The organism is Clostridium sp. AF32-12BH (assembly GCF_003477935.1).
GTDB lineage: Bacteria > Bacillota > Clostridia > Lachnospirales > Lachnospiraceae > Brotaphodocola.
On sequence record NZ_QUEH01000007.1, the window covers coordinates 158,999 to 184,236 of the forward strand.

Annotated in this window: 30 protein-coding genes and 3 tRNA genes; all 33 read left to right on the forward strand. The window is 36.9% G+C overall.

Translation table 11 applies throughout. From position 1 onward, the window contains the following. Positions 1 to 17 precede the first annotated feature (17 nt). The 33 genes from DWZ40_RS09025 (at position 18) to DWZ40_RS09185 (ending at position 25,219) form a co-directional block, all read left to right on the forward strand. Positions 18 to 90, forward strand: a tRNA-Asn gene (locus DWZ40_RS09025). A gap of 876 nt (positions 91 to 966) precedes the next feature. After that, a tRNA-Met gene (locus tag DWZ40_RS09030) sits at positions 967 to 1,039 on the forward strand. Further along, positions 1,015 to 1,257: a hypothetical protein gene (locus tag DWZ40_RS19790; RefSeq protein ID WP_118542722.1), complete on the forward strand. Its 243-nt coding sequence runs from the start codon at positions 1,015 to 1,017 to the stop codon at positions 1,255 to 1,257. Before DWZ40_RS09030 ends, DWZ40_RS19790 begins: the two co-directional genes overlap by 25 nt. Positions 1,258 to 1,369: 112 nt before the next feature. Then, positions 1,370 to 2,506 (forward strand): PhoH family protein, encoded by a 1,137-nt coding sequence (locus DWZ40_RS09040; protein ID WP_118542723.1) that lies wholly within the window; start codon positions 1,370 to 1,372, stop codon positions 2,504 to 2,506. Between the two features lie 221 nt (positions 2,507 to 2,727). Beyond that, positions 2,728 to 3,873, forward strand: a complete 1,146-nt coding sequence (locus DWZ40_RS09050; protein ID WP_118542725.1) for a hypothetical protein — start codon at positions 2,728 to 2,730, stop codon at positions 3,871 to 3,873. 37 nt (positions 3,874 to 3,910) lie between these two features. Then, the gene (locus DWZ40_RS09055) at positions 3,911 to 4,579 is read left to right on the forward strand and encodes an ATP-dependent Clp protease proteolytic subunit (protein WP_182431689.1); all 669 of its coding nucleotides are present in this window, start codon (positions 3,911 to 3,913) and stop codon (positions 4,577 to 4,579) included. A 50-nt stretch (positions 4,580 to 4,629) separates the two neighbouring features. Next, entirely contained in the window at positions 4,630 to 4,833 is a 204-nt protein-coding gene (locus tag DWZ40_RS09060) for a hypothetical protein (protein WP_118542727.1), read from the forward strand. A 17-nt stretch (positions 4,834 to 4,850) separates the two neighbouring features. Further along, positions 4,851 to 6,068, forward strand: coding sequence for a metallophosphoesterase (locus tag DWZ40_RS09065; protein WP_118542728.1), 1,218 nt, complete (start codon positions 4,851 to 4,853; stop codon positions 6,066 to 6,068). 151 nt (positions 6,069 to 6,219) lie between these two features. Next, positions 6,220 to 6,531: an HU family DNA-binding protein gene (locus DWZ40_RS09070; protein WP_118542729.1), complete on the forward strand. Its 312-nt coding sequence runs from the start codon at positions 6,220 to 6,222 to the stop codon at positions 6,529 to 6,531. Between the two features lie 22 nt (positions 6,532 to 6,553). Further along, positions 6,554 to 7,195 carry a hypothetical protein gene (locus DWZ40_RS09075; RefSeq protein ID WP_118542730.1) on the forward strand — a complete coding sequence of 214 codons (642 nt, stop codon included), beginning with the start codon at positions 6,554 to 6,556 and terminating at the stop codon, positions 7,193 to 7,195. Between the two features lie 64 nt (positions 7,196 to 7,259). Further along, a complete protein-coding gene (locus DWZ40_RS09080; protein WP_118542731.1) occupies positions 7,260 to 7,487 on the forward strand; it encodes a hypothetical protein in 228 nt (75 codons plus the stop codon). A gap of 131 nt (positions 7,488 to 7,618) precedes the next feature. Next, positions 7,619 to 7,699 (forward strand) — tRNA-Tyr (locus tag DWZ40_RS09085). Positions 7,700 to 7,881: 182 nt separating this feature from the next. Then, on the forward strand, positions 7,882 to 8,835 hold the full coding sequence (locus tag DWZ40_RS09090) for a site-specific integrase (RefSeq protein WP_118542732.1): 954 nt from the start codon (positions 7,882 to 7,884) through the stop codon (positions 8,833 to 8,835). 716 nt (positions 8,836 to 9,551) lie between these two features. Further along, positions 9,552 to 9,866, forward strand: a complete 315-nt coding sequence (locus DWZ40_RS09095) for a hypothetical protein (RefSeq protein ID WP_118542733.1) — start codon at positions 9,552 to 9,554, stop codon at positions 9,864 to 9,866. A 58-nt stretch (positions 9,867 to 9,924) separates the two neighbouring features. Beyond that, entirely contained in the window at positions 9,925 to 11,124 is a 1,200-nt protein-coding gene (locus DWZ40_RS09100) for a hypothetical protein (protein WP_118542734.1), read from the forward strand. Positions 11,125 to 11,132: 8 nt separating this feature from the next. Then, positions 11,133 to 12,956 carry a terminase gene (locus tag DWZ40_RS09105; protein WP_118542735.1) on the forward strand — a complete coding sequence of 608 codons (1,824 nt, stop codon included), beginning with the start codon at positions 11,133 to 11,135 and terminating at the stop codon, positions 12,954 to 12,956. A 16-nt stretch (positions 12,957 to 12,972) separates the two neighbouring features. After that, complete coding sequence (locus DWZ40_RS09110; RefSeq protein ID WP_118542736.1) at positions 12,973 to 14,631, forward strand: hypothetical protein; 1,659 nt, start codon at positions 12,973 to 12,975, stop codon at positions 14,629 to 14,631. Beyond that, positions 14,631 to 14,801 carry a hypothetical protein gene (locus tag DWZ40_RS19520; RefSeq protein WP_182431690.1) on the forward strand — a complete coding sequence of 57 codons (171 nt, stop codon included), beginning with the start codon at positions 14,631 to 14,633 and terminating at the stop codon, positions 14,799 to 14,801. Before DWZ40_RS09110 ends, DWZ40_RS19520 begins: the two co-directional genes overlap by 1 nt. Further along, the gene (locus DWZ40_RS09115; protein WP_118542737.1) at positions 14,802 to 16,358 is read left to right on the forward strand and encodes a hypothetical protein; all 1,557 of its coding nucleotides are present in this window, start codon (positions 14,802 to 14,804) and stop codon (positions 16,356 to 16,358) included. 15 nt (positions 16,359 to 16,373) lie between these two features. After that, on the forward strand, positions 16,374 to 16,847 hold the full coding sequence (locus DWZ40_RS09120) for a hypothetical protein (protein ID WP_118542738.1): 474 nt from the start codon (positions 16,374 to 16,376) through the stop codon (positions 16,845 to 16,847). Positions 16,848 to 16,875: 28 nt separating this feature from the next. Continuing rightward, positions 16,876 to 17,871 (forward strand): hypothetical protein, encoded by a 996-nt coding sequence (locus DWZ40_RS09125; RefSeq protein ID WP_118542739.1) that lies wholly within the window; start codon positions 16,876 to 16,878, stop codon positions 17,869 to 17,871. 161 nt (positions 17,872 to 18,032) lie between these two features. Further along, entirely contained in the window at positions 18,033 to 18,719 is a 687-nt protein-coding gene (locus tag DWZ40_RS09130; RefSeq protein WP_118542740.1) for a hypothetical protein, read from the forward strand. Positions 18,720 to 18,732: 13 nt separating this feature from the next. Then, positions 18,733 to 19,230 (forward strand): hypothetical protein, encoded by a 498-nt coding sequence (locus tag DWZ40_RS09135; RefSeq protein WP_118542741.1) that lies wholly within the window; start codon positions 18,733 to 18,735, stop codon positions 19,228 to 19,230. Positions 19,231 to 19,239: 9 nt separating this feature from the next. Further along, on the forward strand, positions 19,240 to 20,274 hold the full coding sequence (locus DWZ40_RS09140; RefSeq protein WP_118542742.1) for a hypothetical protein: 1,035 nt from the start codon (positions 19,240 to 19,242) through the stop codon (positions 20,272 to 20,274). Positions 20,275 to 20,289: 15 nt separating this feature from the next. After that, positions 20,290 to 20,781: a hypothetical protein gene (locus DWZ40_RS09145; protein WP_118542743.1), complete on the forward strand. Its 492-nt coding sequence runs from the start codon at positions 20,290 to 20,292 to the stop codon at positions 20,779 to 20,781. Beyond that, complete coding sequence (locus tag DWZ40_RS09150) at positions 20,771 to 21,589, forward strand: hypothetical protein (protein ID WP_118542744.1); 819 nt, start codon at positions 20,771 to 20,773, stop codon at positions 21,587 to 21,589. Before DWZ40_RS09145 ends, DWZ40_RS09150 begins: the two co-directional genes overlap by 11 nt. Positions 21,590 to 21,638: 49 nt before the next feature. Next, entirely contained in the window at positions 21,639 to 22,412 is a 774-nt protein-coding gene (locus DWZ40_RS09155) for a hypothetical protein (RefSeq protein WP_118542745.1), read from the forward strand. A 66-nt stretch (positions 22,413 to 22,478) separates the two neighbouring features. After that, positions 22,479 to 22,778 carry a hypothetical protein gene (locus tag DWZ40_RS09160; RefSeq protein WP_118542746.1) on the forward strand — a complete coding sequence of 100 codons (300 nt, stop codon included), beginning with the start codon at positions 22,479 to 22,481 and terminating at the stop codon, positions 22,776 to 22,778. Between the two features lie 400 nt (positions 22,779 to 23,178). Beyond that, positions 23,179 to 23,454: a phage holin gene (locus tag DWZ40_RS09165; protein WP_118542747.1), complete on the forward strand. Its 276-nt coding sequence runs from the start codon at positions 23,179 to 23,181 to the stop codon at positions 23,452 to 23,454. 13 nt (positions 23,455 to 23,467) lie between these two features. Beyond that, positions 23,468 to 23,953 carry a hypothetical protein gene (locus DWZ40_RS09170; protein ID WP_118542748.1) on the forward strand — a complete coding sequence of 162 codons (486 nt, stop codon included), beginning with the start codon at positions 23,468 to 23,470 and terminating at the stop codon, positions 23,951 to 23,953. A 151-nt stretch (positions 23,954 to 24,104) separates the two neighbouring features. After that, positions 24,105 to 24,485, forward strand: a complete 381-nt coding sequence (locus DWZ40_RS09175) for a DUF1064 domain-containing protein (protein WP_279220649.1) — start codon at positions 24,105 to 24,107, stop codon at positions 24,483 to 24,485. Between the two features lie 7 nt (positions 24,486 to 24,492). Then, on the forward strand, positions 24,493 to 24,750 hold the full coding sequence (locus DWZ40_RS09180) for a hypothetical protein (RefSeq protein WP_118542750.1): 258 nt from the start codon (positions 24,493 to 24,495) through the stop codon (positions 24,748 to 24,750). Further along, a complete protein-coding gene (locus DWZ40_RS09185; protein WP_118542751.1) occupies positions 24,731 to 25,219 on the forward strand; it encodes a hypothetical protein in 489 nt (162 codons plus the stop codon). Before DWZ40_RS09180 ends, DWZ40_RS09185 begins: the two co-directional genes overlap by 20 nt. Positions 25,220 to 25,238 lie beyond the last annotated feature (19 nt).

Below are 25,238 nucleotides of genomic sequence, written 5' to 3' on the forward strand. Positions count from 1 at the left end.
TTATTTTATACTAATCTTCTCCTATAGCTCAGTTGGTAGAGCGGCTGGCTGTTAACCAGCGTGTCGTAAGTTCAAGCCTTACTGGGAGAGCTAACCGGCTTGACGGTGATAGCATAGGGTGACTTATGTAAAGACAGTCTTACACGCTGCCGCCGCATTCGTGCGGTCAATTCAAGCAAAACTAACATGCCGAATACTCAAAAGGTATTGTTTCGTATTGGTATAGAAAGTGGAAATCCAATGCGGAAATAGCATCACGAAATAAGGAACGACAAGGTAAATCAAGGGCAACTGCTGAGAGATACTTTTCTGCCGCAAACAGGATAGTTCATGCAAACTTGTGAAGATGCGACGGTGAATTAGGAGGATATATAGTCTGAGTGTTTATCACGTAAAGGCGATATCCATTTGGTTAAGTGAACTGGTGATACACCATATTAGCTTATTCAAACGTCGAGTAGGGATGATAACCAAAAGATATGAAGGTGTGGAGTATTCTGATTTTCAAAAGAAATTGGAGCTTCTAGTGTAGCGCATCTTCGGTAATTAACTTTCGTTTAAAATTTGGTTCAGATTGATTAATTGGACAGGTATATTGACCAATCAGAAGAATAATAATTATCAAATTATTTCTAAAAATATAAAGCGAAAGTCTACACTTCCATATGACGTAAGCAGCCAAAACGTGAAGTCGCAAGACAATTCACGCATTGAGGAGTCTCGCAAGGCTCTGATATGTTTGGTGGAGTTTGCACGGTTTTCTTAGCGGAAATTTGTGGCGCGGCGGTGTCAACGGAATAACGAAACCAGAGTAGTTATGTGGTAACAGAGAAATGCCACTCTGTAATAAAGGCGGTTGTGAAAAATACTATATATGTGCGAATGCAATATATGGTGGATATCAGGAGAACTAATAATGCCTGTAAAGTTTTTCGGTTGTGCGTATAATCTCAGCGCACTATTCAAGCGGGATGGAGCAGTCTGGTAGCTCGTCAGAGTCATAATCTGAAGGTCGTGGGTTCAAATCCTACTCTCCGCAATTATCATTTCGTTACGGCGGAAAATAAAACAAAGGATGTGAATATTATTTTACAGATTACTAAAAATGAAGCTTTTGCAATGAGAAAAATTCTTGGGGAGCATCTTATTAAGAAAAGTTACTCTTCTAATCCGCACTACTATCTCGTAGAAGATGGACATGCGGTCAAAGCTTTAGAGGACTTCAGAAAAAATAACATTGTCGCTACGACAAAATAACTAGGAAAGGTGGCTGAAAACCATCAAAACTTTATTCTATGATACCAATGCTGTCCTGTTATTACAGGATAGTGTTTTAGAAACTCCATTTTGGCTCAGTAGTACAACCTTAATGGAACTGGAACATATCAAAGTTTCCGGTACAAAAACAGAAGAAACAAGATATAAAGCAAGAAAGATTTTACATATTCTGGACGAGAATCCTGATAAATATCAGGTTGTCATTGTTAATCAGAAAATCTTAGACATCCTCAATGAAAAAGGTCTTGAAAACGCACCAGATAATCAGATTTGTGCATCTGCTTCTACTATCGAAGACGTTACTTTTGTTACAAATGACTTAGCTTGTAAAGCCATTGCAAGGTGGGTCTTTGGCTTAAATGTTGAAAGCGCCAATGATGAACCGACTGATATTTATACTGGTTTTAAAGAAGTAACTCTTAATGAGCCATCTATGGCACATTTCTATGAACATCTGAATGAAAATATTTTTGATTTGTTAGTCAATGAGTATCTTCTGCTCAAAGATTCCAATGGAAATATTGTTGATAAATTAAAATGGGATGGAGAGATGTATCAGAATCTCAAATATCCAATTGTAAAATCAAATTATTTTGGCACTGTAAAACCGTATAATGGTGATCCGTATCAGCAAATGGTTTTAAATAGCTTATCGACAAATCAGATTACAATGATCAAGGGACCTGCCGGAACAGGTAAATCTTATCTTGCCATTGGATATTTAATGTATCTACTTGAAAAAAGAAAAATTGAAAAGATTATTATTTTCTGCAATACTGTAGCAACTGCAAATTCTGCGAAACTTGGTTATTATCCTGGCTCCAAAGACGAAAAATTACTTGATAGTTCTATTGGTAACATGCTGTCAGCTAAACTCGGTGACTCATTTGGCTTAGAGCAAATGGTAACTCAGGGCAAGATTCAACTTTTGCCGATGTCTGATGTGCGTGGTTACGATACCAATGGAATGTCAGCAGGTGTTTATATTACGGAAGCTCAGAATATGGACATTTCTCTTATGAAACTTGCATTGCAGAGAATTGGAGAAGACTCTATTTGCGTCATTGACGGCGACTACAACACTCAGGTCGATTTGTCTCAGTATGCCGGGAGCAATAATGGTATGAGAAGAATGTCAGAAATATTTCGTGGTGAAGACTGCTATGGTGAAGTTGAATTGCAGAATATTTACAGAAGTAAAATCGCTATGATTGCGGAAAAAATGTGAGGAAATGGATATGTTTGTTTGCAAAAGTAAAAGACTTGCAAATTTTTTAATTGAAAATGGATGTCCAGTTATTAGGATCGATACAGACCAGAAAACAAAAGGCTTTCTGGTCTTTTTGTTTAAAAAGGACGAATTACTATATAAAAATTTAGAGAAATGGGATGTGGAAAAAGCTACCTATCTCATCTCTTAAATAATGTTACGAAGGAGATGTTGTAAATATGGTTTTAACAGAAAAAGTATTGGTAAAATGGAATAGTTTTCAGAAAGCATATTATGAAGACAAAGGATATGTTTTTACTAATTTTGGAGATGAATTCGAGGTAAAATTCGAAGATATGCCTCATGCTAGTGATAAATACATTGATGTTCAATGTGATTATTGCGGAAAAATATTCTCAATGCAGATCAAAAAATATTATCGTGGTGCGAATATCATTAATAAAATTGCTTGTTATGACTGTAGGGCGCTAAAAGGCGTTGACATCAAAAAGATTAGATATGGTACAGCTTCATCACATATTCACGGAAAAGTCAGAGAAAAATGGGAAGCTAGAAATATTCCGAAGAAAACAGAAATATTGAATAAAATGATTTCAACATTCAAAGATAATGATTGCATTATGATGCCATCAATTTATGTAAATAATGCAACAAAAATGCCTTATATTTGCAATAAACATATAGATAAGGGTATCCAATGGAATAATTGGATACATCTTAAAACTGGACGAGGATGTTATTATTGCGGTAGAGAGTCTATGGTTGAAAAGCAAAAATATTCTATAGAAGAAGTGCGTGCAACAATAGAAGCAAATGGGAAAAACAAATTACTATCGAATTACACATCTTATAAAGATTATAATCTTTTAATTGCATGTGAACAATGTGGTAAACCATATATCACAAGTTATGGATGTTATCTGAATGGAAAAACAAAATGTAATGATTGTACATGTTCTATTGGTGAAAAAATAATCATAAATTATCTGAATGACAATAATTATCTTTATGAACACGACAGTCATGAGATATATACAGATTATTGGGATAATCCATTAAGATTTGATTTTTATTTGCCGAAGAATAATCTTGCTATTGAATATGATGGGGAACAGCATTACAAAGCAATTGACTTTAAAGGGGAAGGTGCCGAAATTGCAAATATTAGATTTTCTGAAAGCCAAGAACGTGATCAGGCAAAGAATCTTCATTGTATAGACCACAATATTCAATTGATGCGTATTCCATATTGGGAACGTGATAATATAAATTCTATTTTAGATAATTATTTTCTAAACAAAGATAAAACCTATATAATAAATCCAGAGAGTCTAAACAACGACTCTCTTTTATTATGCTCTTAACGGAGTAAATATTATGAAATCGGAGGCCAACGTGCCTATGAATAAAACGGAAATTAAAGATATTTCAAATAAAAAGAAATTAGATGCCACATACCTCGACATCGCGATTCCGAGTAATGTCGAAAATTTACAGCTTCCTGACCCGTCATTGTTACAGTTCTATCGAAATTATGAGAATCGAATTCTTTGGATTGATGATGAAATTTCAACATTAACCCTCGAATATGCAAAGATGATTATGCAGTGGAATTTCGAAGATAAACAGAATAATGTTCCATTAGAAGATAGAAAGCCAATTAAGGTTATCTTTTTCAGTCCAGGCGGTGATTTAGAGGTTAATAATTGCCTGGTTGATACCATTTCGTTAAGCAAGACACCTGTTATTGGCGTAAATGTTGGAATGGCGGCATCAAGTGGTTGCTTTATTTATCTTGCATGTCATAAGAGATATACATTCCCTACTGCTGAATTCTTGTTACATAAGGGACAGGGTGCGTTTAGTGGAAATTATGATGAGGTAGTTGCTGCATTATTAAATTATCAGAGACAGATTGAAGAACTTGGTAATTTTGTTTTAGCAAGAACCAATATTCCAAAAGAAGAATTTGATCAGAATTTTGGCAACGACTGGTATTTATCGGCAGATGAAGCTATTAAGTATGGTGTAGCAGAGAAAACAATAACCAGTTTAGATGAAATTATTTAGGGAGAGCGCACTGCTCTCCTATTTTTGATGAGAGAAAGGAAAACGAGTATATGTTTAAAGTAAATGAAACAGCAGCGAAAGTTAATCCGGCGAAAAGAACTCTGGATTTAAAAAATATTTCTGTACGTGACTTACGCTTAGTAGATACCGACACTGGTGAGGATATTACCAATGATGTAGTTGCAGCACTTCCAAAAGATGCGGAGGTTGTAAATTTCAAAATTACTTTTGAACTGCCGGATGATGCAGAGTAAAGAGAGTTGGTGAGTGATTGTTTAATATTGAAAAATTCAAAGAAGAACTTTCAAAATATGGCTTAACTCTTGAAACATATGACAAAATCATCACTGATATTGATGATAAAATCAATGGAGAAAATGACTACGATTGGTCGGAAATTAAGGAAAAATATAATGCCAATTGCAGTTATGACACTATTCGCAAATCCTCTTCCACTCCGTTTGGCGGGAAAATGAGAAGTGAATACGAAAAATATAAGCTTGGATTGGATGATGATACTACTTCTGGAAGTGACATTGATGTAAAGATTCAGGAAATGAGACGAGAGAAAATCAAGCTTTCTGATGCAAGAGTTGAGTACAACCGTCTGATTCGCCAGGAAGCCCGCAAAGAATCTTATACCGACATGGTTAAAAGAATCATCTGTGAAAATGTTGAGCCAATCAATATGAATTATGTTGATACGTCAGATATTGTTGGTTCCAATGATCTGCTGATCCATGTGACAGATATTCATGCTGGAATCGAGATTCATAATTGGTGTAACGACTTCGATCAGGATATTCTTCGCAAAAGATTTGAAAAATATACTTCTGAAATTCTGAAAATCCAGAAAATCCATGGCTCTGAAAATGCTCATCTAGTTATTGGTGAGGTTCTATCAGGATTGATCCATAATAACTTGCGCTTACAGAATAATATGGATTTAATGGAACAGTTCAAACTTGTTTCTGAATTAATTTCTGGAATGTTATCTTGTCTCGCAAATCATTTTAATCAGGTTCATGTGTATGTCACACCTGGAAACCATTCTCGAATCAGCCCGAAAAAAGAAGATGCGTTAGACGGTGAGAATATGGATCTCTTGCTACCTTTTTATCTGAAGGCGAGAATGCAGAACTTTGAAAATATTTCAATCCATGATAACACAATCGAGCCTGAAATTGCCATGTTTAGTATTCGTGGGACAAAGGTATTTGCGGCACATGGGCATAAGGATTCTCCGAGCAATGTAGTGCAGAATTTCACGTTACTTTTTGGAATGCGTCCAGACATCATACTTCTTGGTCATCGTCACACCAATGGAATGACTACGGTTGCTGATTGCAAAGTCTTAGAGTCAGGATGTATGTCGGGAGCAGACCAATTTGCAGTTTCTATTAGAAAAGCAAATAAACCAGAACAGACTGTATCCGTTGTAAATGAGAACGGATTAGTATGTCTGTATGATATTCAGTTGGATAATTAGCGCCAAAACGATCAAACTCTCAAACCCTGTATTGGCGCTTTTTATATTTTGGCTAATGAAGCCAACATACAGAGGGAGTAGACTCAGTGCGAGCTACTACCCTCTTTCTGTTACAAAAAAACTTAGTTGAGATAAAGGAGCATTTTTATAAATGAAGAAAGTAGATTTAATTAATTGTCTTGTCGAAGACATTAAAGATACCGAATTTGCGGAGAAATTAGACGGTAAATCATTCTCTAAAAAGGACGCAACCGAGATTGTAGAGAAAGTTCTTGATGCTATGCAGGCCGGTTTAAAGAAGGACGGCGTACTTGATGTGCATGGATTCTTCAAAATGCTTGTCGAGGATAAACCTGCTAGGGAAGCTAAAAATCCGCGTACAGGCGAAATTGTACAGGTTGCTGCTAAAAAGGCGATCAAGTGTAAATTTGCTAAGGCAATTAAGGACTATGTAAACGAGTAACTTCGTAAGGAGAGATAGGATTATGAGAAATAAATATAGAGACATTGATATCATCGAGGTGGATGACTACGCCGATATTGCTGATGTTTTCATGGGCGCTTGCTACCACACTGATAAGACAGTTGGAGTAATTGCGGACTATGACTTAATTGCTCATATTGTAGATGTGGCATTGGAACATGATGATGTATCTGTAAAATATATTGATCTGCTTGAAGAGGTTGATCGCCCGTATTTTGTGAGCATCAATGATGACGGAGATCTGCTTGCAGCCCCGGTAGAAATGGACGGATTCTTATGGAATATCGATGTTGTTTATATCAATATGGACGGCGAAGTACGCCAGGAAATCATTGATATGTTTGTTGACAATGACGCAGATGTAACCTTGTTTGGTTATGCCGATGAGGAGCCAATTTGCAACCCGAAAGAATGTGGAAAGTCCTGTGATTGTGGACTGTTTGACAAAGTCGACAAAGATTCAGATAAGAAGCTCAATGTGAAGCCCGGCGTAAAAGTAACTAAGGATAAAGACGGTGATATGAATGGTGTTAGTTTCTCTCGCACTGATAATTCTGGTGGATATGAAAGTTGGTCTGTATACAGCAATCGTGAGTTACCAATCGAGGCACTGAGCAGACTGTTTCCACATTTATTTAAATAATAAATTCCAGCAATGGAATGTAACTAATTAACTATTTTTTTCAGAAAATATGGAGGATAAAACTATGATTTACGATTACAAGAACAGAAAAATTTCTTTTGAGTCAGCATCTGAGGAGGCAGATTATAATGCACATGCCGCACAGTTTGGCCCGGCAACTGGCAAGTCTCATCCGGATGATTGTCCGTATTGTGCAGCTAGAGGTTGGAAGACCTGGCCTGGTACTAACTTCGACGAGGCTTGTGACAAGTGGGCTGAGGAGCATCCAGACGAGGTTGCTGACGTACAGTAAAATGTGAATCGGCGCAGGTGTAAAAGCCTGTGCTGATATTCGTACAACTTCTCCTAGGTTGTACACCTCATTTTTTCATAATAACTTTTCCTTCAAGGCGCATGGGTGTAACAGCTTATGCGTCTATTTTTAGGTGGGTGGCAGAGCGGTCGATTGCGGCGGACTGTAAATCCGTTTCTTAGGACACGTTGGTTCGAATCCAACCCCGCCTATTTGTTGCTCATTTTATAATTCTCCGTTTGGAGAATAACAGAGTAAACATATAACTGGTCAAACTGTTTGATTGTTAAAAGAAATTATACAAAGATTGTATTCTGCTATGAAATAAAATTGTTCAAGAAGCGGCTTAGTTTACTACTATCTCGCTTCTTTTGTTTTGAAAGGAAGTGAGAAAATGCCAGAACGAAGTCCACGAATATATTTATATGATAAAGATAAAATGGAACATATTAATCCAGAAACATTAAAATTGTTTCAGAAGTATCAGGTTGATATGTCGCTAAGAGATTTATCAGAAAATAGTATACAGCAGTATAATTCAGATTTAAAACAGTGGTTTATCTATATGTATAATCAGCAATTCAATTTATCTGTATTGGAAGCAACCGAGGATGATATTACGGAATATTATTATTTCAGAAAAATGAAAGGTAATAACGTAAATCGCATGAAGCGTGTTATGGCTTCCGTTTCTGCTTTCTATAAATTTCTCAGAAAGAAAAGATTAATTACAGAAGCTCCAACAGAATTCATTGATAGACCAAAATCAGGTCAGCCTATTGCAGTGCAGACATTTTTAACTAAAGAACAAGTGCAACTTATGCGTGAGAAACTAGAAGAATATGGAGATGTGCAGCTACAGGCATACGCTTTTCTGTCTTTGACTACAATGGCGAGAGTTCACGCTATCGCAAATTTGCGCTGGAAACAGGTTGATCTTGACGAAAGAATTTGTTCCAATGTGGTCGAGAAAGAGGGAAAGATTGTAGAATTGAGCTTTTCTTTAGAAACAAAAAGTTATCTTGAAAAACTAATTGAGTACAGAAAAGAAAATAACATTGATGATCATGGTTGGCTCTTTATTACTCCATTTGTTACGGAAGATAAAGCGATTCGTGATAGCACCTTGAATGATTGGTGTAAGAAAATCGGAAATATGATTGGCGTTCCAACACTACATCCGCATGATTTTCGGCATAGTTATGCAACCTTACTGAAGAATGAAGGTGTTGCTTTGGAAGATGTTTCTGAAATGCTCAACCATTCTGGGACCGATGTGACGAAGAAGTACTATATCAAAAGCGATTCTTCTAAAGTTAGAAAAATTAAGGATAGTATCAATATCTAATTTTCTCCCACTAACATCAAACCACCCTATCCAGGTTGTAAGGACGGCGTTGCGACGGCGCGCTAGTTTGAGGACATGACTGCTGGGCGTTCTGACGCTGGAAAGACAGACGCGAGAAACTGAGTTACGGGAATTTCTGTGCGTACAGAGACAACCGTGAGTGGGTCATTTCCACTCTCTTGCTTTCGAGGAGCTAATGTCTGTATTAGTTTCTTATATGCTGAATTGCTGGGTGCGTACTTCCAAAATTGCCAGATTCATCAAGCGCATGGCGTGCTTCTCTATGATAGTGAGAACCATTATATCGCGAGTATATTCCTCGCTTATGCCAGTATGACGACAACATGCTGAGTAAGTTTGGCAGCTAGTCACTGTCTTTTACGTCGGAATAGAGACGGTAAACCTATTCCATTGGACTTTCATTATGAGTCCGAAAACAGAAAAAGTGCCTTGAGAGTATCACTGCAAATGTCCTCTCATAAAAACCTATGTCTAAGTTGTATTTTTGTGCAGGAAGAATACAAAGTGTTGGATAAAACATGGACAGGTTTGGCTTAGAGTCACCAACACAAAAAATGCCGTGCGTCCGATTGGTCGAGGAAGCTGTCTTGAAAACAGTCTGGTCTTATGGCTTCGGGGTTCAAATCCCTGGTACGGCGCTTCAAAATCGTCATTTCATGGGCGGTTATTTTAAAGGAAAATAGAGGAGAATCATAATGTACGAAAAATATATTGGAAAATATTATATGATCAAAAATTCTGAATGTGATTATCATTATTTTAAGATTACGGGATATAACGGTGCTGACTTCATTACCACTTCATACCATATGTACTTAAATTATTGCCAGAAAACAATTAATGAAGTTATTCGTCCATGTTTCTTATCAATGGATGGGTATGTTGAAATTTCCAAGGGCGATTTTGATTTAGCAGTCTACTCTTGCTTAAATCCAATTGTTGATATTTATGACTTAATTGGTGGATATATCACTGTACCACAGAAATTAGAGAGAAGAAATATCGAGTAATTTTAGGAAGTCGATTACAAATACAATCGGCTTTTTTGAATTAAAAGGAGGTGACGTTGTGCCAACAAAAAGAACCGCTGGCACTACTACGCCAGCCAACAAACAAAAAGGAAAGAAAATTTGCACTTGTTGCAAAACCGAAAAAAAATTAGTGGACGGATTTTATATTAGTAAATCTCCACTCTTTTCAGTCGATGAAAGATTGCCTGTTTGTAAAGACTGCATAGCTGATATGTGCGTGGATAAAGAAACAGGTGAAATCAATGAAGTAGAACTAAACAAGACCCTACGAAAATTCGATAAGCCTTATTATAAAAATGATTTAATGAGTGCTTATGAACAGTTTGAAAGAGAACATGCTTATATTGACAAAGAAGATATTAAATCGTATGGCAGAGACATTATTAAGTTGTATTTTAAAAATATTAGTATGCGCCAGTGTATAAATAAGAGTTATGAAGACTCTGAAAAAGACGGTTTTATACATAGGAATACAAACGCTAGTAAAAGCAAAACACAACAAATTAACGCTGCTTTTGCTGATGTTAATAGACCTTCATCCGTTGCGCCTGATGATGATTCTGTCACAGTTTCCGGCTCTATCAAATGGACAAAAAAGGATAAGCAAAACATGAAATATGTAATATCCATTGTTGGATATGATCCATTTGAGGATTTAAACTTGTCGGAACAAGATAGAAAATATTGCTTTAATATTTTGTCTGGCTATTGTGATGCTGAGGGCATATCGGAAGACGGTCATAAAATTCAGTGTGTTATTCAGCTTTCAAATTTATATTGCCAATGCAGAAAAATTGACGAGACAATCAATCTTGAACTTTCTAAGGATAATGTTGATGAAAGCAAGGTGGCGAAATTAACTTCTTCCAAATCTTCTATCTTATCTTCTATTGCTACTATCGCAAAAGATAATAACATTGCCTCTAACTATAACAAGAATTCCACGCAAGGTAAAAATACCTTATCAGCAAAAATGAAAGAAATTGTTGCTGACGGTTTTGAAGAGATGAAAGTGAATTTGTTTGATATAAACACTTCTGCCAGTATGAAGCAAATTGCTGATTTAAGTAATCAAAGTATCATGGATCAGCTGACTTTTGATTCAAACGAATACACAGAAATGATCAAAGAACAGCGCGAAATGATTGTTAGATTTCAGAATGAAAATGAACGATTAGAGGAAGAAAATCGGATTCTGAAAAATAAAGTTGAAGATTTAGAAAGTAAGAAAAGGTAGGTGTCTATATGGATATATATATACCTACTTCTGCTAAGGAATTTAGCCAAAGAAAACTTGAAGAATACGCGAAATACGAGAAGATAATCAATGAGGGGCGACGCTCTCCTATTTGGTTTATGGAAACCTTTTTGGGTGTTAAGCTCATGGATTACCAGGCGTGGATGTTTATGGAAACATGGAACAAACCATTCGCTTTATGGTTATGTTCTCGTGGTGCCGGAAAGACAACATTGGCAGCTGTGTATCTACAAACAAAAATGATGCTGATCCCGGATTACAAGGTCTACATTTCCACAAACTCCGCGGCACAGTCCATAGAGGTTTTCAAGAAAATTGAAGATATAGCACTACAAAGAATTCCGTCATTTAAAACATGTACGGATATTTTTATGCACGAAATTGAGAATCATGGAAGTTCCGAAACTGGTTTTATACACGACCCGGCAGGACATCATTTTAGGTTATTTAATAACTCAGAATTGGTTACTCTTTCGACCAACCTCAATGCGATTCGAGGTAAACGTGGATCTGTACTATACGATGAGACGGCATGGCAAACAGCTGAACAAATGGCTGTTACCGAAAACTTTATCAACGTAGACACCAGCTTTGGTCTGGGTACAGAAAAGGTAAAACATTATGACCCAAAACAAATGCCATTACAGCTACTATACGCTTCTTCTGCTGGTGATGTTACTTTCCCATTCTATGAGAAATATAGAACATTTGCAAAGAAAATGTTTATGGGTGATAAAAACTATTTCTGCTGTGATATAAATGCCTATACAATATTAGACCATTCAACCGTAAATGGTGAGCCAATTAAATCTCATCTTACCAGAGAACAGATTGAAAAATCAATAGAGGAAGATCCGGATTTAGCTGACCGAGAATTGTTTAATAAATTCCGTAAAGGTGGCGGTCAGAACGCTGTCGTATCTATGGATACGTTAATTAGGAACTCAGAAGTACGACCACCGTTACTATATAACGATACAGGTAAAAAGAAATTCATTTTCTGTTATGACCCGGCTCGAAACTTCGATGGAAGCGTATTGAGTATTTTTGAAGTTGTGAACGATAAAATAGTTGGCTATAAATTAAGACTCGTTAATGTTGTTTCTATGGTTGATGAGGAGTCAAAAAATAAAACTCCATTACCAATGCCACAACAGTTAAAAATAATCAAAAAATTAATGATTGAGTATAACGGTGAACGCTCTGCCGAATGGGAAAATATTGAATTTTATATTGATGCAGGTGCAGGTGGAGGCGGTGTAAGTGCCGTTGCCGATCAGTTAATGGACGATTGGATTGGTGAAGACGGTTTGAAACATAGGGGTATTATCGACCCTGAGCATAAACAATACGAAACCGCACGAAAGAAATATACCAATGCCATGCCGATAGTTCATCTGATTGACCCGCAAGGTTACAAAAAGGTGATTTATGATGCACTTGGTAAAATGACCAAACTCAATCTGATTTCATTTACAGACTACGATAATAAAGATTTTATTATGCTAGACCAAGGCAAAGGCGAATTTGAAACATACGAATTATCTTTCGAGGAAAAACTTGCACTCGTTAACATTAACTTACTGAAATTGGAAGTTTCTTATATGTGTAGATACGAAACTCCAAATGGCGGTGTACAGTACGAATTGTCAAAAGATAAGAAAAACAAGATGCACGACGATAAAGCTTATACGTGTGCCATGGGTGCTTTTGCGTTGGCAGTACTTCGTCGAGAAGACTTGTTGAAAGACAATAAGAAAAAGACTGATTACTCTTCTGCTCCATTATTTTCTTCAAATATATCATTTTAGGAAGGCGGTGATTGAAATGGGAAATAAAATTCAAAGTTCAGAAGATTTTTACAAGCACAATGAAGCGTCTGATTTTGATGTTATCTTTGCGTCAAAGACAGATGACGGAACTATTATTGCAACTACACCAGAAGATTTCAATCAGCGTAGATTGTCATATGCATTAAGTGTATATGACCCTAAAAATGATAATTATTCTGTGTACTTAAATGACGGTTCTGTTTCTACTGCTTCTCTCACAGTGGATGTAATAGATGATCTCCTTACCAATACTCAAAATAACCTCACAAAGGTTATGAGGATAAATACCTACAATAGAAAACTTATTAACAAGAATGACATTGTTGGCAAAACGGTTGAGTCTATCGACACGAATATTAATACAGAAATTAAGATTACTTATGGCAAGGCAGAAGAAGGACGAAACAAAAAGAAGCATCTTCTTCAATGCAAACAGCTCATAGAAGACGTGAATGACGGTATCAAAACAAAACAGTTGACCAGAAATGCGATCACTACGGCATATATTGAGGGAAACTGGATCTCTTATTTGCGCCATGATAATAAGGATAATTACACAGTGGATGTTTATCCATTAGGTGTATGCGAAATATCCGATTATAATGTTAATGGTGATCCTATAGTTCTTTTTGATGTATCTGCACTTCGTTCCAGATTGAATAAAACCTATAAGAAAAATAAGAAAAACCAAGCACTCTTTTTTGCCAATATGGATGAAGAGGTAAAAGCAAATTATCCTAAAGAAGTATACGATGCTTTTATCGCAAAAGAGCGATATGCAAAACTTGACCCGAAATATACAGGGGTAATTAGGATTAATAACCTGAATAGAAAATACGGTGTGTCTCCTATTACAAGAGCTTATACAGATCTAAATATGCTGGACACTTTTGCAAATACTGACCGTATCAACAGCAAAGCAAAAGGAAAGAAAATTATTCATCAAAAAATGAGAAAAGAAGTTATGGGTCAAGATTATAATAAAGACTTCTTTTCCGAATTGGCTTATGCTCATCAAAACTTCATGTCTGCATGGAGACAATCAACTGTTGTGGTAACTTCACCGCCAACGGTAGAATCCATTGCTTATGTTGAGCCGTCCGTAGAAATGACCTCAAAGGATACCTATAATATTTACAGGTCTAAAGTTCTTTCTACTCTTGGAATTCAGTTCTTAATGGATAGCGGATCTCAGTCCGTGTCAACCGCTTCTATTTCTGTTACTCAGCTTATGCGTACTATTAATGCAATCTCTGAGCAGTTGGAATCTATTTTGAAGAAATGGTATCGGCAAATATTGATCGATAACGGTTATCCAGTTGAATACACTCCCAATGTTAAGGTAATTGATACTGAACAGTTGGAAATGTCAATCAAAAAGGATTTAGCTTCTTTATGCTACAGCACATTAAATGCTTCCTTAGAGACTTGCTTCGGATTGATTGGTCTTGATGTAAGAGACGAAGCCGAAAAGCGAAAATCCGAGAAGGAGCTTGGTTATGATGATATTTTTGCTCCGAGACTGACAGCTTATACAAATTCTGGTAATACGACAGATAATCAAGGCGGTCGCCCGGCTGGTGATGATCAAACTACGCAAGGAAAGCAAAATTATGACAACGAGTACAATAAAAATGCGCGAGGTAATAAATAATGAATAGTTACTTTGTAAATTGTCCTTGTTGCGGAGAGAAAATTAAAATTGTGATTAATGACAGTGGTAATGCCACTGCTTTTTTATTACATCAAAAAAAAATATCTCAATCTGAGTTATTTGAAAAATTCGGTATTACGTTAGGTGTAGAAAGCGAGGTGAACAAATAAATGAATTCTGAAACGATTTGTTTATCGAGCCAAACTATAGATATTGCTGAGAATGATTTGTATCTGGAATTAACAAATAGAATGTGCTATTTCGATGATGAAAACCTGAACCATATATTGCTTCCATATAAAGATAATGAGGAACATGCGCTTCAATGCGCACAAACTCTTATCAATATGCCAGTCCAGGCAAAATATAGGAAGATTAATGGCGTTGATGATTTAGGATCTCACGAAATGCATGTCACACCGGATGGTGAAGTTGTTTTCGATACAGATAGTGTTGGAGTTCATACGGATGTATGGATCGAAGATACAGAAGTTGTTACGGTGCATGGTGAAACAAAGACTCTTCCATGTTTATACGCAAAGAAGAGAATTTGGAAAAGAAATAAAAATTTAATTAATGCCATTAAGAGACTGTATGAATCTGAAAGTGGATTAGGTAGTTCATGGGAAATTCAAACTCTATCCTACACTTATGACAGAGGTGTAAAAACATTAACCGATTATGTTTTTATGTCTGATTGTTTATTGGGTTCTACTACAACTCCTGCATATTCTGGCACGGCAAAAGCAATTTCTTTGTCTGCAATTTCTGAACAAGAACTAATGGTTGCAGACGCTTTATCTCAAGATATTTTAGCAAATGGCTTGAGCAATAACAATCAAGAAAAGGAGGATACCAATTTGAAAGACAATGAAAACAAAGAGTTATCTACTGAAAATAATGTAACTGTAGAAAACTCTGAATTAGAAAACTCCGAAGCGAAAAATCAGGAAGTGGCTAGTTTAGAAAATAAAGAGCCAGGGACAACTGATACTGCCGAGGAGAATGAAAACACTAGCGAGGAACAGAAGGTTTCAACTGAAGTTTCTGCTCTTACATCTTATGATTTAAGAAGAAAAGTCAACGATGCTTGCAGAGCAAAATACAATAACTGGTGTTGGGTTTCTTATTTATTCCCAGAAGATCACGAGGTATGGTGTGAATATGATGGTGAATCAGAATTAGATTTTCTGAAATTTACCTATTCTGTTGAAGGAGATAATATTACTGTTTCTGAACCAGAAAAGGTTTCCTTAACTGTATCTGTTAAAGAAGTAAACAGTGCTATTGCCGAATACGAAAAAACTATTTCTGAAAAAGATGAGCTTATTGTTCAGTCCAGTTCTGAAATTAATACTTTAAAAGCTGAGAATGCGGAATTAGCTGAATATAAGGATAAATTTAATCAGTTGGAGCAGGAAAAGATTACAGCGCAATTAAATCAGAAGAAAGAAAATCTGATTGCTTCTGTTGTTAAATCTGGTCAGATTACCAGAGAGGAAATCGAGGCTTCTGAGGAGTTTACTTCTTATGTAAATAACTTAGATAAGAAGTCTTTAATGGCAATCGTCGGTGAAAGACTTGCTGCTTCTTTTGATAAAAAGGACGAGTCTAATGTTGAGGTTTCTGCTGTTAAAGAAGAGACTCACGTAGCGTCTAATTTGAACAACGAAGATGATGAAGTCGTAGATAAGGCTTCAATTATGAGAAACTTTTTAAGAAAGTAAGGAGGACAAACAATTATGTTAAGAGAATTACAGGTAACTAAAGATAAGCCAGCAAATTCCATGTACAAGGCTGGTGAGGAAACTATTATGACTGGTTCCCCGGTTGTGAAGGATGAAACCAACAAAACTTTTAAATTCGTTGATGCAGAAACCGCAGCAGATATCTTTTTCGTAGATAAAGAGCGTGTTCCGAGCGGAATCAACTGCACTAGAGGCGATATGTCTGATTATGAAGCAGATTTTACCACTCTGAAAGAGAATGAGTTTGGTAAACTGATTGCTTATTTTGTTGGCGAGAGATTTGCAGTTGATCAGTTTGTAAAAGCTGGTCTGGAAGCTGGTGTTAGAGTTGCTGCAAATACCGAGGGAAAACTTGTAAAAGCAGGTTCTGGTGTAGCTTCTAAGTATGTATTCAAGAGTTTTTACGATGATAATGGTCACGAGCTTGCACTGATCGAGGTATCCGATACCGCTGTTGCAAACGCTTAATTAAAGAAAACTAAGGAGGATTAGATTTATGTCTTTAAAGATTGAAGTTGCTGAGCTTATGGAAAAGCCTGGCGTAATGTATGATGTCGCTGAAAAAGTTGAGTATAAAAGAAATTTATCCAATGAGGAAAAAGAGATTTTTGAGATTTCTGATGCTTGGTGCCGCGAGATCGGTAAAACCGGAAAAGATAACGACCACGAAATCGCTGCATTCGTAAATCGTGTAGTGAATGAGGAAATTTACAATGCACCGGATGAGCTGCTTGATTCTATGTTTGATAGAGGCTCTATTGGTGAGTTTGATGACGAGGAGTTCATTAAATCTCCGAAGAACACTCTGGAAGCTCACGAAGCTGCTAAGGGTGGTACTGTAGATCGTTCCTACATTGATTTCAGTGCTGTAAAGCCGATCGTAAAGAACCGTCAGATTGAGACTGACCTTTCTTATGTTGATTTAAGAAAGAACGGCTTTAAGTCTGTTGCCACCTTAACTACTTATGCAAAGGAAGCTTTACAGAACGCACTCTTCTACGATGTATTCTCCATGGTTGATAATGCAATCGTTGGTGGTGAGCAGTTAATTACCGCTGGTGGTAAAGTACCGACCCAGAACGCTATTGACGCATTCAACCTGTATCTGTTAGATCGTGATCCGTCTGCTGTTGCTGTATGTCTGAGCAAATATGCACAGGCTCTTGGTCGTATGAGCGGTAGAACTCAGTATATGAGTGATGCAATGAAGGACGAGTTCAATAGATATGGTCTTGTTAATTTCATTGACGGTGTAAGAATCGCTTCTATCTCTGGCGCAAAGAAAACTGGTAAAGGTCAGCTGATGCTTCCGGATCTTAGAATCTTTGGTGTAGCTGGCAAGGTTGGCGCTCTGGATATGAAGGGTGAGTTACATACCTATGAGGATATGGATAACTCTAACGAGAAGGTTATCATCAGAGTTAAGGACTTCACTTACTCTGTTGGTATTACCAATATTGAGAATTGCGCAAAGATTGTTCTTACCAACTAATCTGGCAATTAGAATATGTTAAAAATAGGAAATAGTGTCGCTCACGATAAGGCAGTTTACCCGGCTGCCTTTTCCTATTTTTTTATAAATGGGTATAACTTTGGGTAGGTTAATTGGATATGTATTATCCAACCTACAATATCAGAAAGGATGGATGATTCGTGTCTAAATTAGATACTCAAAATATTAATGTATTAAATTACAACGAAAATGAAGTTTTTGTTGATAGTTCCAAGGAGCATTATAAATTCAATGCTTCTCGCGACGGTAAAACTCCGTCAGTTGTCCCGATGACCTTAAATGAATTGCAGTATATTGCAAGCAACACGGATGTTATTGTGACTGGTTGGCTGACATTCGATGAAGATGTTAAGGAAGAGGTTTTCAAAGAGCTGCGTATTGCTAATTGGAAAGATATTCTGTCCAATAGTGATATTGAAGAGATTCTGTTAAATCCAACTTTAGATGGATTGCAGAAAATCGTTGACATTGAAAATCAGACCTACTTTGACAGAGTTAGAATTGCTATGTTTAAGCTGAACAGCGAAGGTATTGATGTTAGCAATAAAGTTGTTCGCATCGTAAATCAGAGATACGATGAACTGAGAAAACGGCAGAGACATAGTTCTATTGTTTTAACAAAGAAAGACACTCAGAATTATGCAACTCCTGATGAAGTAAAAGAATTATCCGCACAGAACGCTTCTCTTCAGGCTCAGATTGAGGAGATGAGAAAAATGATGGAGCAGATGATGACCTCTCAGAATAGCAATGCTGCTCCAACTTCTGAATCAGAACCTGCAACGACTACCACAAGAAAAACTGGTAGACCTAAAAAGACTGTATAATAAGGAGGTGCTTATGGGACAGACCACATCCTTTGATTTGGTTATTGAACGTCTGCTTCATAAAATTGAAAAGGATAGAGATTTCTTTGAACATTATAATCTTTCTGTCTCGCAAGTACAAGAACTTGTTACGGAACAGGCAACTGGTTATCTGTATGATGCAATAGATTTATTGACATCGAGATGTGAACCGGAAGTTGATTTTTACGATTATGATATAGAAGTAAGACGATTTAATTTTGAATTAACTCAACGTGAAGTTGGACTCCTCGCTTCTATTATGTATGAGGTGTATTTTGAACGAGATGAAGCTTTATTAAAAGCATTTAAAATCAGAATGACTCCTTCTGACTTGAATCAGTTCTCTCCCGCTACGGAAAGAAAAACATTTGAGGATATGCTTTCTCGAATAAAGCAGGAAAACATCAATAAAATCTCAAAATATATATCAACTGATAGAAAAACTGGACAACGAAAAACGATTGATCATAGTCAGTATGATTATTCGTAGGAGGTGCTTATGGATATAAGGTACTTCCAAAAGATTAATGATACTTATAAATCTAGCAGCAAACAAGAGACGGATTTATATTTATTAAACAGGCAAGTGAATAGGTATTTTGATGATACAATTGACTATCATACGGTACTTAAAAACGGTGAACCATTTGAACTTTTGATTATAAAAGATACGGATGGAAATACTTTTAAAAAGAAAATTAAATCCAAACATGAATATCCATTTAATTTAGGAGACTATGTTATGTTTGGAAATCAATGTTGGATTGTATATTCTTTAGATCCAGATGATAAAACATATCATAATGGGTATATGTATTTGTGTACCACTACTTTGAGGTGGTTGAATGATAACGGAGAACTGGTTGAACGACCATGTTATACGGAAGATTTTACCAAATACAGTTCCGGCGTAGACGGAAATCAGACAATTATTGTAGGTGATAATCAATACGGCTTAACGCTGCCAGTTGATAATGAAACCAAAAAATTGAGAAGAGATAAAAGATTCGTTATTGATTTAGAAGATGCGGAAATTCCAGATGTATATAAGCTCACAAACAAAAAGGTGAATTTATCAAATAATTTGTCATTTGGTCGAGGTGCATTAATGACCTTAACTGCATCGTATGATTCTTATAATGAGAAAACTGATAAGTATATCGAAAAACCAAATGGTGAGCATGTTTGGGTTTGTGACTACTTCTCTCCCACTCAACCGTCTGTTCCAGAAATTCCACCAGAAGATTCAAAAGTCACCGCTATTATTTCCGGAGGTTCTACGCTTCGTGTTGGGCGCAATAAGTCCTGGTCTGTAAAGTTCTATGACGAATCCAATAACGAAGTTCAAGACGTCTCGTTTAAATGGAATATAAAATCAGATTATGATTTAACAAAAACTGAAACTGAAAATAAGATCCAATTTAGGATTGATGATGAGAACTGCATTGGCGGTTCTTTTTTATTGCAGGTATTATCACAAAAAAAAGAAGTGCTTGCAGAAACAAACATAACTATCGTAGAGGGCTTTTTGTAAAGGAGTGATTGGAGAATGGGGAAAGCCAGAAGTTATGAAATAATTGAATATCGGAAGAAAATCTTCCAAGCGATTGTAGATTCACCGGAGTTGGTAAAACTGCTTGGCGAAGAAGATTCCGAAGACCCGGCTGAGACAATTCCTTACAATAAGTCATTTCCACATGAATTTGTCCCAGATACGATAACCAGTACCGATAAGTATGTAAACTTCGACATGGTTGCATACCTCGATACAAAAAATAATGTTTTTAAAGATATTACCGTTTATTTTTATGTTGTCTGCCATAAAGCTGTTGTAAGAATGGACAAGCATAGCCTTGATTTATGGTACGACAAAGTTACTTGCGCATTAGATGATATTTTCTCTCAATCTGATATCCTCGGCATTGGCAATACTATGCAGTTAGTATCCAATGTGCCTTATCTCCCACATAAAGATTTTAAAGGTCGTTTATTGAAATTTACAGTAAAGGATTTTAAGAACGGAGCAAAATATGGTGCTTAAACTGTTTGCTCTGTTGGAGAAGTTGGCTCTTGAACAGTATGAGAAAAAGAATGCTATTCATGAGAAGCCAGAAAAAAGAATCTATGCGGGTGACGGTCACAGTTGGCTTGAAGCTGACAAAATCTATGTTACAGACAAAATCTATATCCGCATTCCGACCGTTGGAGAAATTCTTGATAATGATCAGTCCTATTACTCTATGGCATATCACCTGACCATGTCTCCTTTTCAGTATATGGTGCAGCTTGATGATATGCATATAGATTACACGGAAATTACTGACTATGAGTTATTTCTATTGCTTTTTCCGACATTAGGGAAAGGTGACTTATCTCTTATTTTCGGAGATTTGGACACTGCTTCTTATGAGGTAAAAGTAAATGTGGAAAATAATCTTCCGGTGCTGTATTCCAAGGAAAACGGAACGATTATAGATGAGTTTGTATATAACAAAATTGCCGACACTTTGCGGAAAATTCATAATCTTGAGAAAGTGCGTTCTAAGCCAGGTAATGAAGAAGCAAAACGGTATTTGCTCGAAAAAGAGCGCAAGAAACAGAAACGAAGTGCGAAAAAACCATACTCTTCTTATTTGGAGAAGTTGGTACTTGCATTAGTAAATTCAAAAGAATTCAAGTACAACTACGAAGAAACGATGAACCTTTCGATTTATAAATTAAATCAAAGTTTCAAGCAATCACAGGTTCGAATTGCCTTTGATAACACGATGATTGGAGTTTATGCCGGGACGGTAGATACTTCAAAGTTGGCAGATAAATCCTGTCTGTCTTGGATTCAATTAGATTAAAGACCTCATTGTAGGTCTTATTTTTATACGCAAAAAAGGAGGAATAAAAATGGCAGATATTGATGTTAGCAAATTAGTCATGGTCTCTATGGATCAGATTACTACATTCAACAATGCAAATGAACTTGAGTTCGTCATGGATGAAATTACAGAAGGTTCTATCAGCAACACTGAGGAAAAAGTTGATGTAACTGGTAAGGCAGGTCGTAAGATCGGTTCCTTAAAGAGAAACAAGGCAGTTACCGTTACTGCTACCAACGGTGTTATCGTAGGTGGTGCTATGGCTGCACAGACTGGTTCTGAGATTGAGCATGGCACCTTCAAGGTTCGCAAGACCGAAATCGCAACCGTAAAGAGCAACAAGGCAACTATCGAGGGCACTCCGGTTGGCACTACTGGCGCAGAGATTGGTTACGCTTATGTGAAGAACGCAAGCGGCACTCTTGGTAAGAAGTATGAGCAGGCTGCTGATGCTGAAACTGCTGATAAGTTTGCTTTTGCAGGAAAAGATTTAACTTTCCATACTGGTGATATCGAGGACGGTACTGAGATCGTTGTGTTCTACGATGAGGAAGTAACCTCTGCAAAGATTACCAATGAGTCTGATGTATATAGCAAGACTCTTAAAATGTATATTGATGTTACTTGCCAGGATATGTGTGACAAGGTTTACCATGGTCAGTACATTATCAACAGAGCTGATTTCAGTGGCGAGTTTGAGTTCAGTTTCGGCAATGATCCGGTAGTTCATTCCATTACTGCTGAGTCTCTCGCTGGTGGTTGCGGCGGCAAGTCTAACCTGTGGGAGTTCATCGTTTACTAATTTTAGTAAGTGTTCCATTCGGGAGGGTTTCACGCCCTCCCATATTCTTGTAAAGGAGCGATACCGATGTACAAAGTACAAAAACAGTGTAAAGCTTGCGGAAAATGGTATACTCCATGTGCAGACTGTGAAAACGACAACACTGCTTTTCATTGGCGCACAGTAGCATGTTCTCCTGAATGTGGCAGAAAGTATTTTGCCATGGTGGATGCCGCAAGAAATAAAGAGAAACAGGCTGATGATTTTTCGGCTTGTATGAATGCTCCGGTTGAGGATGTGCCGGAAGTTAAAGAAGAGAAGACGGTTTCTAAAATTGTTTACAAGAAGAAACCAAAGAATATTGAAGAAAGAGAGCAGATTGGATAAGAGGTGGGGTATATTAAACACTCTTGCAATCTGGGGTTGCTAGTTTAGTATATCCCATTTTTTTACGATTGACGTGTTTGTGTATGGAAAGAAAATATAAATGGGACAAAGAGTATCACACTTCTTTTCTCGACGAATATTTATTTTTGAAACGCAAAGGCATTCGGTATGAATGGGTTTATACAAATGAAGACGGGATTTCTGTCTGGAAATATAAGAAAACCCGTACATTATGGCTTGCCTTAGCGGAAATGTATAGAGATAAAAAATACGAAAGTTAGGTTGGTGGAGATGACCACCGTAAAAATAGATGACGTACTGGTGATGAGGTGTCAGACATAGATGACGAAAAATAGTCCAGCAAGTCTACTGTTTTCCTTACATCTGTGGAGGTAGCTTTATGAATATCAACTGGAAAGTCAGATTTAACAGAAAGAATATTATGTTTTTGGCACAGGTAGTTATTTCTGTATGTGTACCTGTACTGACCTATTTTGGTTTACAGGCAAGTGACCTAACTACTTGGGGTGCTGTCTGGAATACGTTCGTTCAGGCAATCAGTAATCCGTATGTTGTTATTATGGCACTCGTTTCTTTATTTAACGCAGTAACCGACCCGACAACGAAGGGCGTGAGCGACAGCAAAGACGCTTTAACTTACGACCAGCCAAAGTAAAGGTAGGTGGCGTATGGAAGCGATCACTGAACTGTTTGGATTAAATTATCAGACTATCCTTTTAGGATTCTTCGCTATTCTGGTAGCTGTGAAAGAATTTTTCGAGATTCGTGATTGGTACAAACATAAGTTTGGCATAAAAACGGCGGCTGATGAAGCAAAGGAATCTATTGAGGGACGTATCGCCATGTTGGAAAAACATGACAAGTGGCAGTACGAGGAAATAACAAAAATTGCTCAGGGTGTTGAAGACATTCGTAGAAGCCAGTTAGACTCAACGATTGATCAGCAGCGTTGGGAAATCTTAGACTTCTCTTCCGCTCTTATGGGTGGAAGAAAATACAATCGAGAAAGCTTTGACCATGTGTACCGGATTTATGAGAAATATGAAAATGTTCTCCGAGAAAATCACATGACCAATGGTTTTGTAGATGATTCTATGAAAATTGTGGCTGAGTATTATAAGGCTCAGTTTACGGAAAATTTGAAAGAAAATTAAAACTGGAAAGGACGGTTTCTATATTGGAATCGTCCTTTTCTTATGAGGAAGTGAATCAGAAATAGCAAAAACTAGAACAAAATTCAAGGTATCAACAACGGCCAAAGGAATTAAAGATAGGCAGTCTGCTGATTTCAAAACTGGCGAAACTCTGACATTTATGAGCAAGTTAGAGAAGAGGTATTACGAAGAAGTTGTTGTGCCGGGAATGAAAAGTGGTCTGCTCACGGACTACAAACTACAGGTAAAATACAAACTACAAGAATCTTTCAAATACAAGGGAAAGACAATAAGAGAAATAAATTATATCAGTGATTTTGATTTATACTATGCCGACGGTCATTTCGAGGTAATTGATACTAAGGGAATGAGTACGGCAGATGCCAGAATAAAAAAGAAAATGTTCCACCATGAATATCCAGACATCGACTTTAAGTGGTTATCCTGGACGAAAGCAACTGGTTGGATTGAATACGACGAGCTACAGAAAATGCGTCGTGATGCCAAGAAGAAAAAGAAAGCTAAGGAGTGATTGAGTTATGATGATTATTAATTATTTTAAAATGAAAGCGGCAGAAATTAGATTAAAACTGATGTTCTATACCAAAATTGAAACACTGATTTCAAATCAGAGTGAAATCGCAGAAACGATTCAGAAATTATATATTGCAATGCAGGGTAAGTCTGTACAGGAGTTGCAGGAAAGCTTTATCCATGAACTCGCGCAGATTATCCATGACGAAAATCAGAAAGATAAGAAAGACGGCGAGAAAAACGATGAGCCGCTTTATAAGTAATCTCGATGATTTACAGAAAGTTCTAAAACCATATTTAATCAAGGCTTTAGAACTGACCCGTGATGAGATTTTTGAAATTGTTTCTGATAAGGTAGTTGAATACTACGAGGAACCAGTGTTTCATAATTCACCGAAAAATGAGCCGGTTTATTACAGCCGTACATATCAACTTCTGGAAGAATTAACTGGTTTTCCAGTGGAACAAAATGGAAATAGTTTGAGTTTTGAAGTCGGTTGGAGTACGGATTATCTTAATTTTCAGTACGCCGGAAATCCACAATGGAAACGTAATGTTCTGGCAACTGGTTTGGACGTTTTGAAGTATATGAACAGCGGTTCTCACGGTGGAACTATTGACGGCAACCATAATTATTTTGACGAAGCTTTGGACGAAATCGAATCCAAATACGGCGGAGTCATAGAACTTTTTAAAACAAATTGCAAAAAGGTCGGAATGCCGATCAGATAACTTTGGGAGAGTCAGTGTC

Bases quoted from the DNA above. Each gene is read 5' to 3' on its own strand.
- DWZ40_RS09185 (WP_118542751.1), top strand. From the start codon at position 24,731: ATGAGCCGCTTTATAAGTAATCTCGATGATTTACAGAAAGTTCTAAAA.
- DWZ40_RS09055 (WP_182431689.1), top strand. From the start codon at position 3,911: ATGAATAAAACGGAAATTAAAGATATTTCAAATAAAAAGAAATTAGAT.
- DWZ40_RS09075 (WP_118542730.1), top strand. From the start codon at position 6,554: ATGAGAAATAAATATAGAGACATTGATATCATCGAGGTGGATGACTAC.
- DWZ40_RS09120 (WP_118542738.1), top strand. From the start codon at position 16,374: ATGTTAAGAGAATTACAGGTAACTAAAGATAAGCCAGCAAATTCCATG.
- DWZ40_RS09115 (WP_118542737.1), top strand. From the start codon at position 14,802: ATGAATTCTGAAACGATTTGTTTATCGAGCCAAACTATAGATATTGCT.
- DWZ40_RS09105 (WP_118542735.1), top strand. From the start codon at position 11,133: ATGGATATATATATACCTACTTCTGCTAAGGAATTTAGCCAAAGAAAA.
- DWZ40_RS09060 (WP_118542727.1), top strand. From the start codon at position 4,630: ATGTTTAAAGTAAATGAAACAGCAGCGAAAGTTAATCCGGCGAAAAGA.
- DWZ40_RS09080 (WP_118542731.1), top strand. From the start codon at position 7,260: ATGATTTACGATTACAAGAACAGAAAAATTTCTTTTGAGTCAGCATCT.
- DWZ40_RS09145 (WP_118542743.1), top strand. From the start codon at position 20,290: ATGGGGAAAGCCAGAAGTTATGAAATAATTGAATATCGGAAGAAAATC.
- DWZ40_RS09095 (WP_118542733.1), top strand. From the start codon at position 9,552: ATGTACGAAAAATATATTGGAAAATATTATATGATCAAAAATTCTGAA.
- DWZ40_RS09150 (WP_118542744.1), top strand. From the start codon at position 20,771: ATGGTGCTTAAACTGTTTGCTCTGTTGGAGAAGTTGGCTCTTGAACAG.
- DWZ40_RS09165 (WP_118542747.1), top strand. From the start codon at position 23,179: ATGAATATCAACTGGAAAGTCAGATTTAACAGAAAGAATATTATGTTT.
- DWZ40_RS09135 (WP_118542741.1), top strand. From the start codon at position 18,733: ATGGGACAGACCACATCCTTTGATTTGGTTATTGAACGTCTGCTTCAT.
- DWZ40_RS09140 (WP_118542742.1), top strand. From the start codon at position 19,240: ATGGATATAAGGTACTTCCAAAAGATTAATGATACTTATAAATCTAGC.
- DWZ40_RS09180 (WP_118542750.1), top strand. From the start codon at position 24,493: ATGATGATTATTAATTATTTTAAAATGAAAGCGGCAGAAATTAGATTA.
- DWZ40_RS09155 (WP_118542745.1), top strand. From the start codon at position 21,639: ATGGCAGATATTGATGTTAGCAAATTAGTCATGGTCTCTATGGATCAG.
- DWZ40_RS09090 (WP_118542732.1), top strand. From the start codon at position 7,882: ATGCCAGAACGAAGTCCACGAATATATTTATATGATAAAGATAAAATG.
- DWZ40_RS09160 (WP_118542746.1), top strand. From the start codon at position 22,479: ATGTACAAAGTACAAAAACAGTGTAAAGCTTGCGGAAAATGGTATACT.
- DWZ40_RS19520 (WP_182431690.1), top strand. From the start codon at position 14,631: ATGAATAGTTACTTTGTAAATTGTCCTTGTTGCGGAGAGAAAATTAAA.
- DWZ40_RS09050 (WP_118542725.1), top strand. From the start codon at position 2,728: ATGGTTTTAACAGAAAAAGTATTGGTAAAATGGAATAGTTTTCAGAAA.
- DWZ40_RS09170 (WP_118542748.1), top strand. From the start codon at position 23,468: ATGGAAGCGATCACTGAACTGTTTGGATTAAATTATCAGACTATCCTT.
- DWZ40_RS09040 (WP_118542723.1), top strand. From the start codon at position 1,370: ATGGAACTGGAACATATCAAAGTTTCCGGTACAAAAACAGAAGAAACA.
- DWZ40_RS09070 (WP_118542729.1), top strand. From the start codon at position 6,220: ATGAAGAAAGTAGATTTAATTAATTGTCTTGTCGAAGACATTAAAGAT.
- DWZ40_RS09125 (WP_118542739.1), top strand. From the start codon at position 16,876: ATGTCTTTAAAGATTGAAGTTGCTGAGCTTATGGAAAAGCCTGGCGTA.
- DWZ40_RS09110 (WP_118542736.1), top strand. From the start codon at position 12,973: ATGGGAAATAAAATTCAAAGTTCAGAAGATTTTTACAAGCACAATGAA.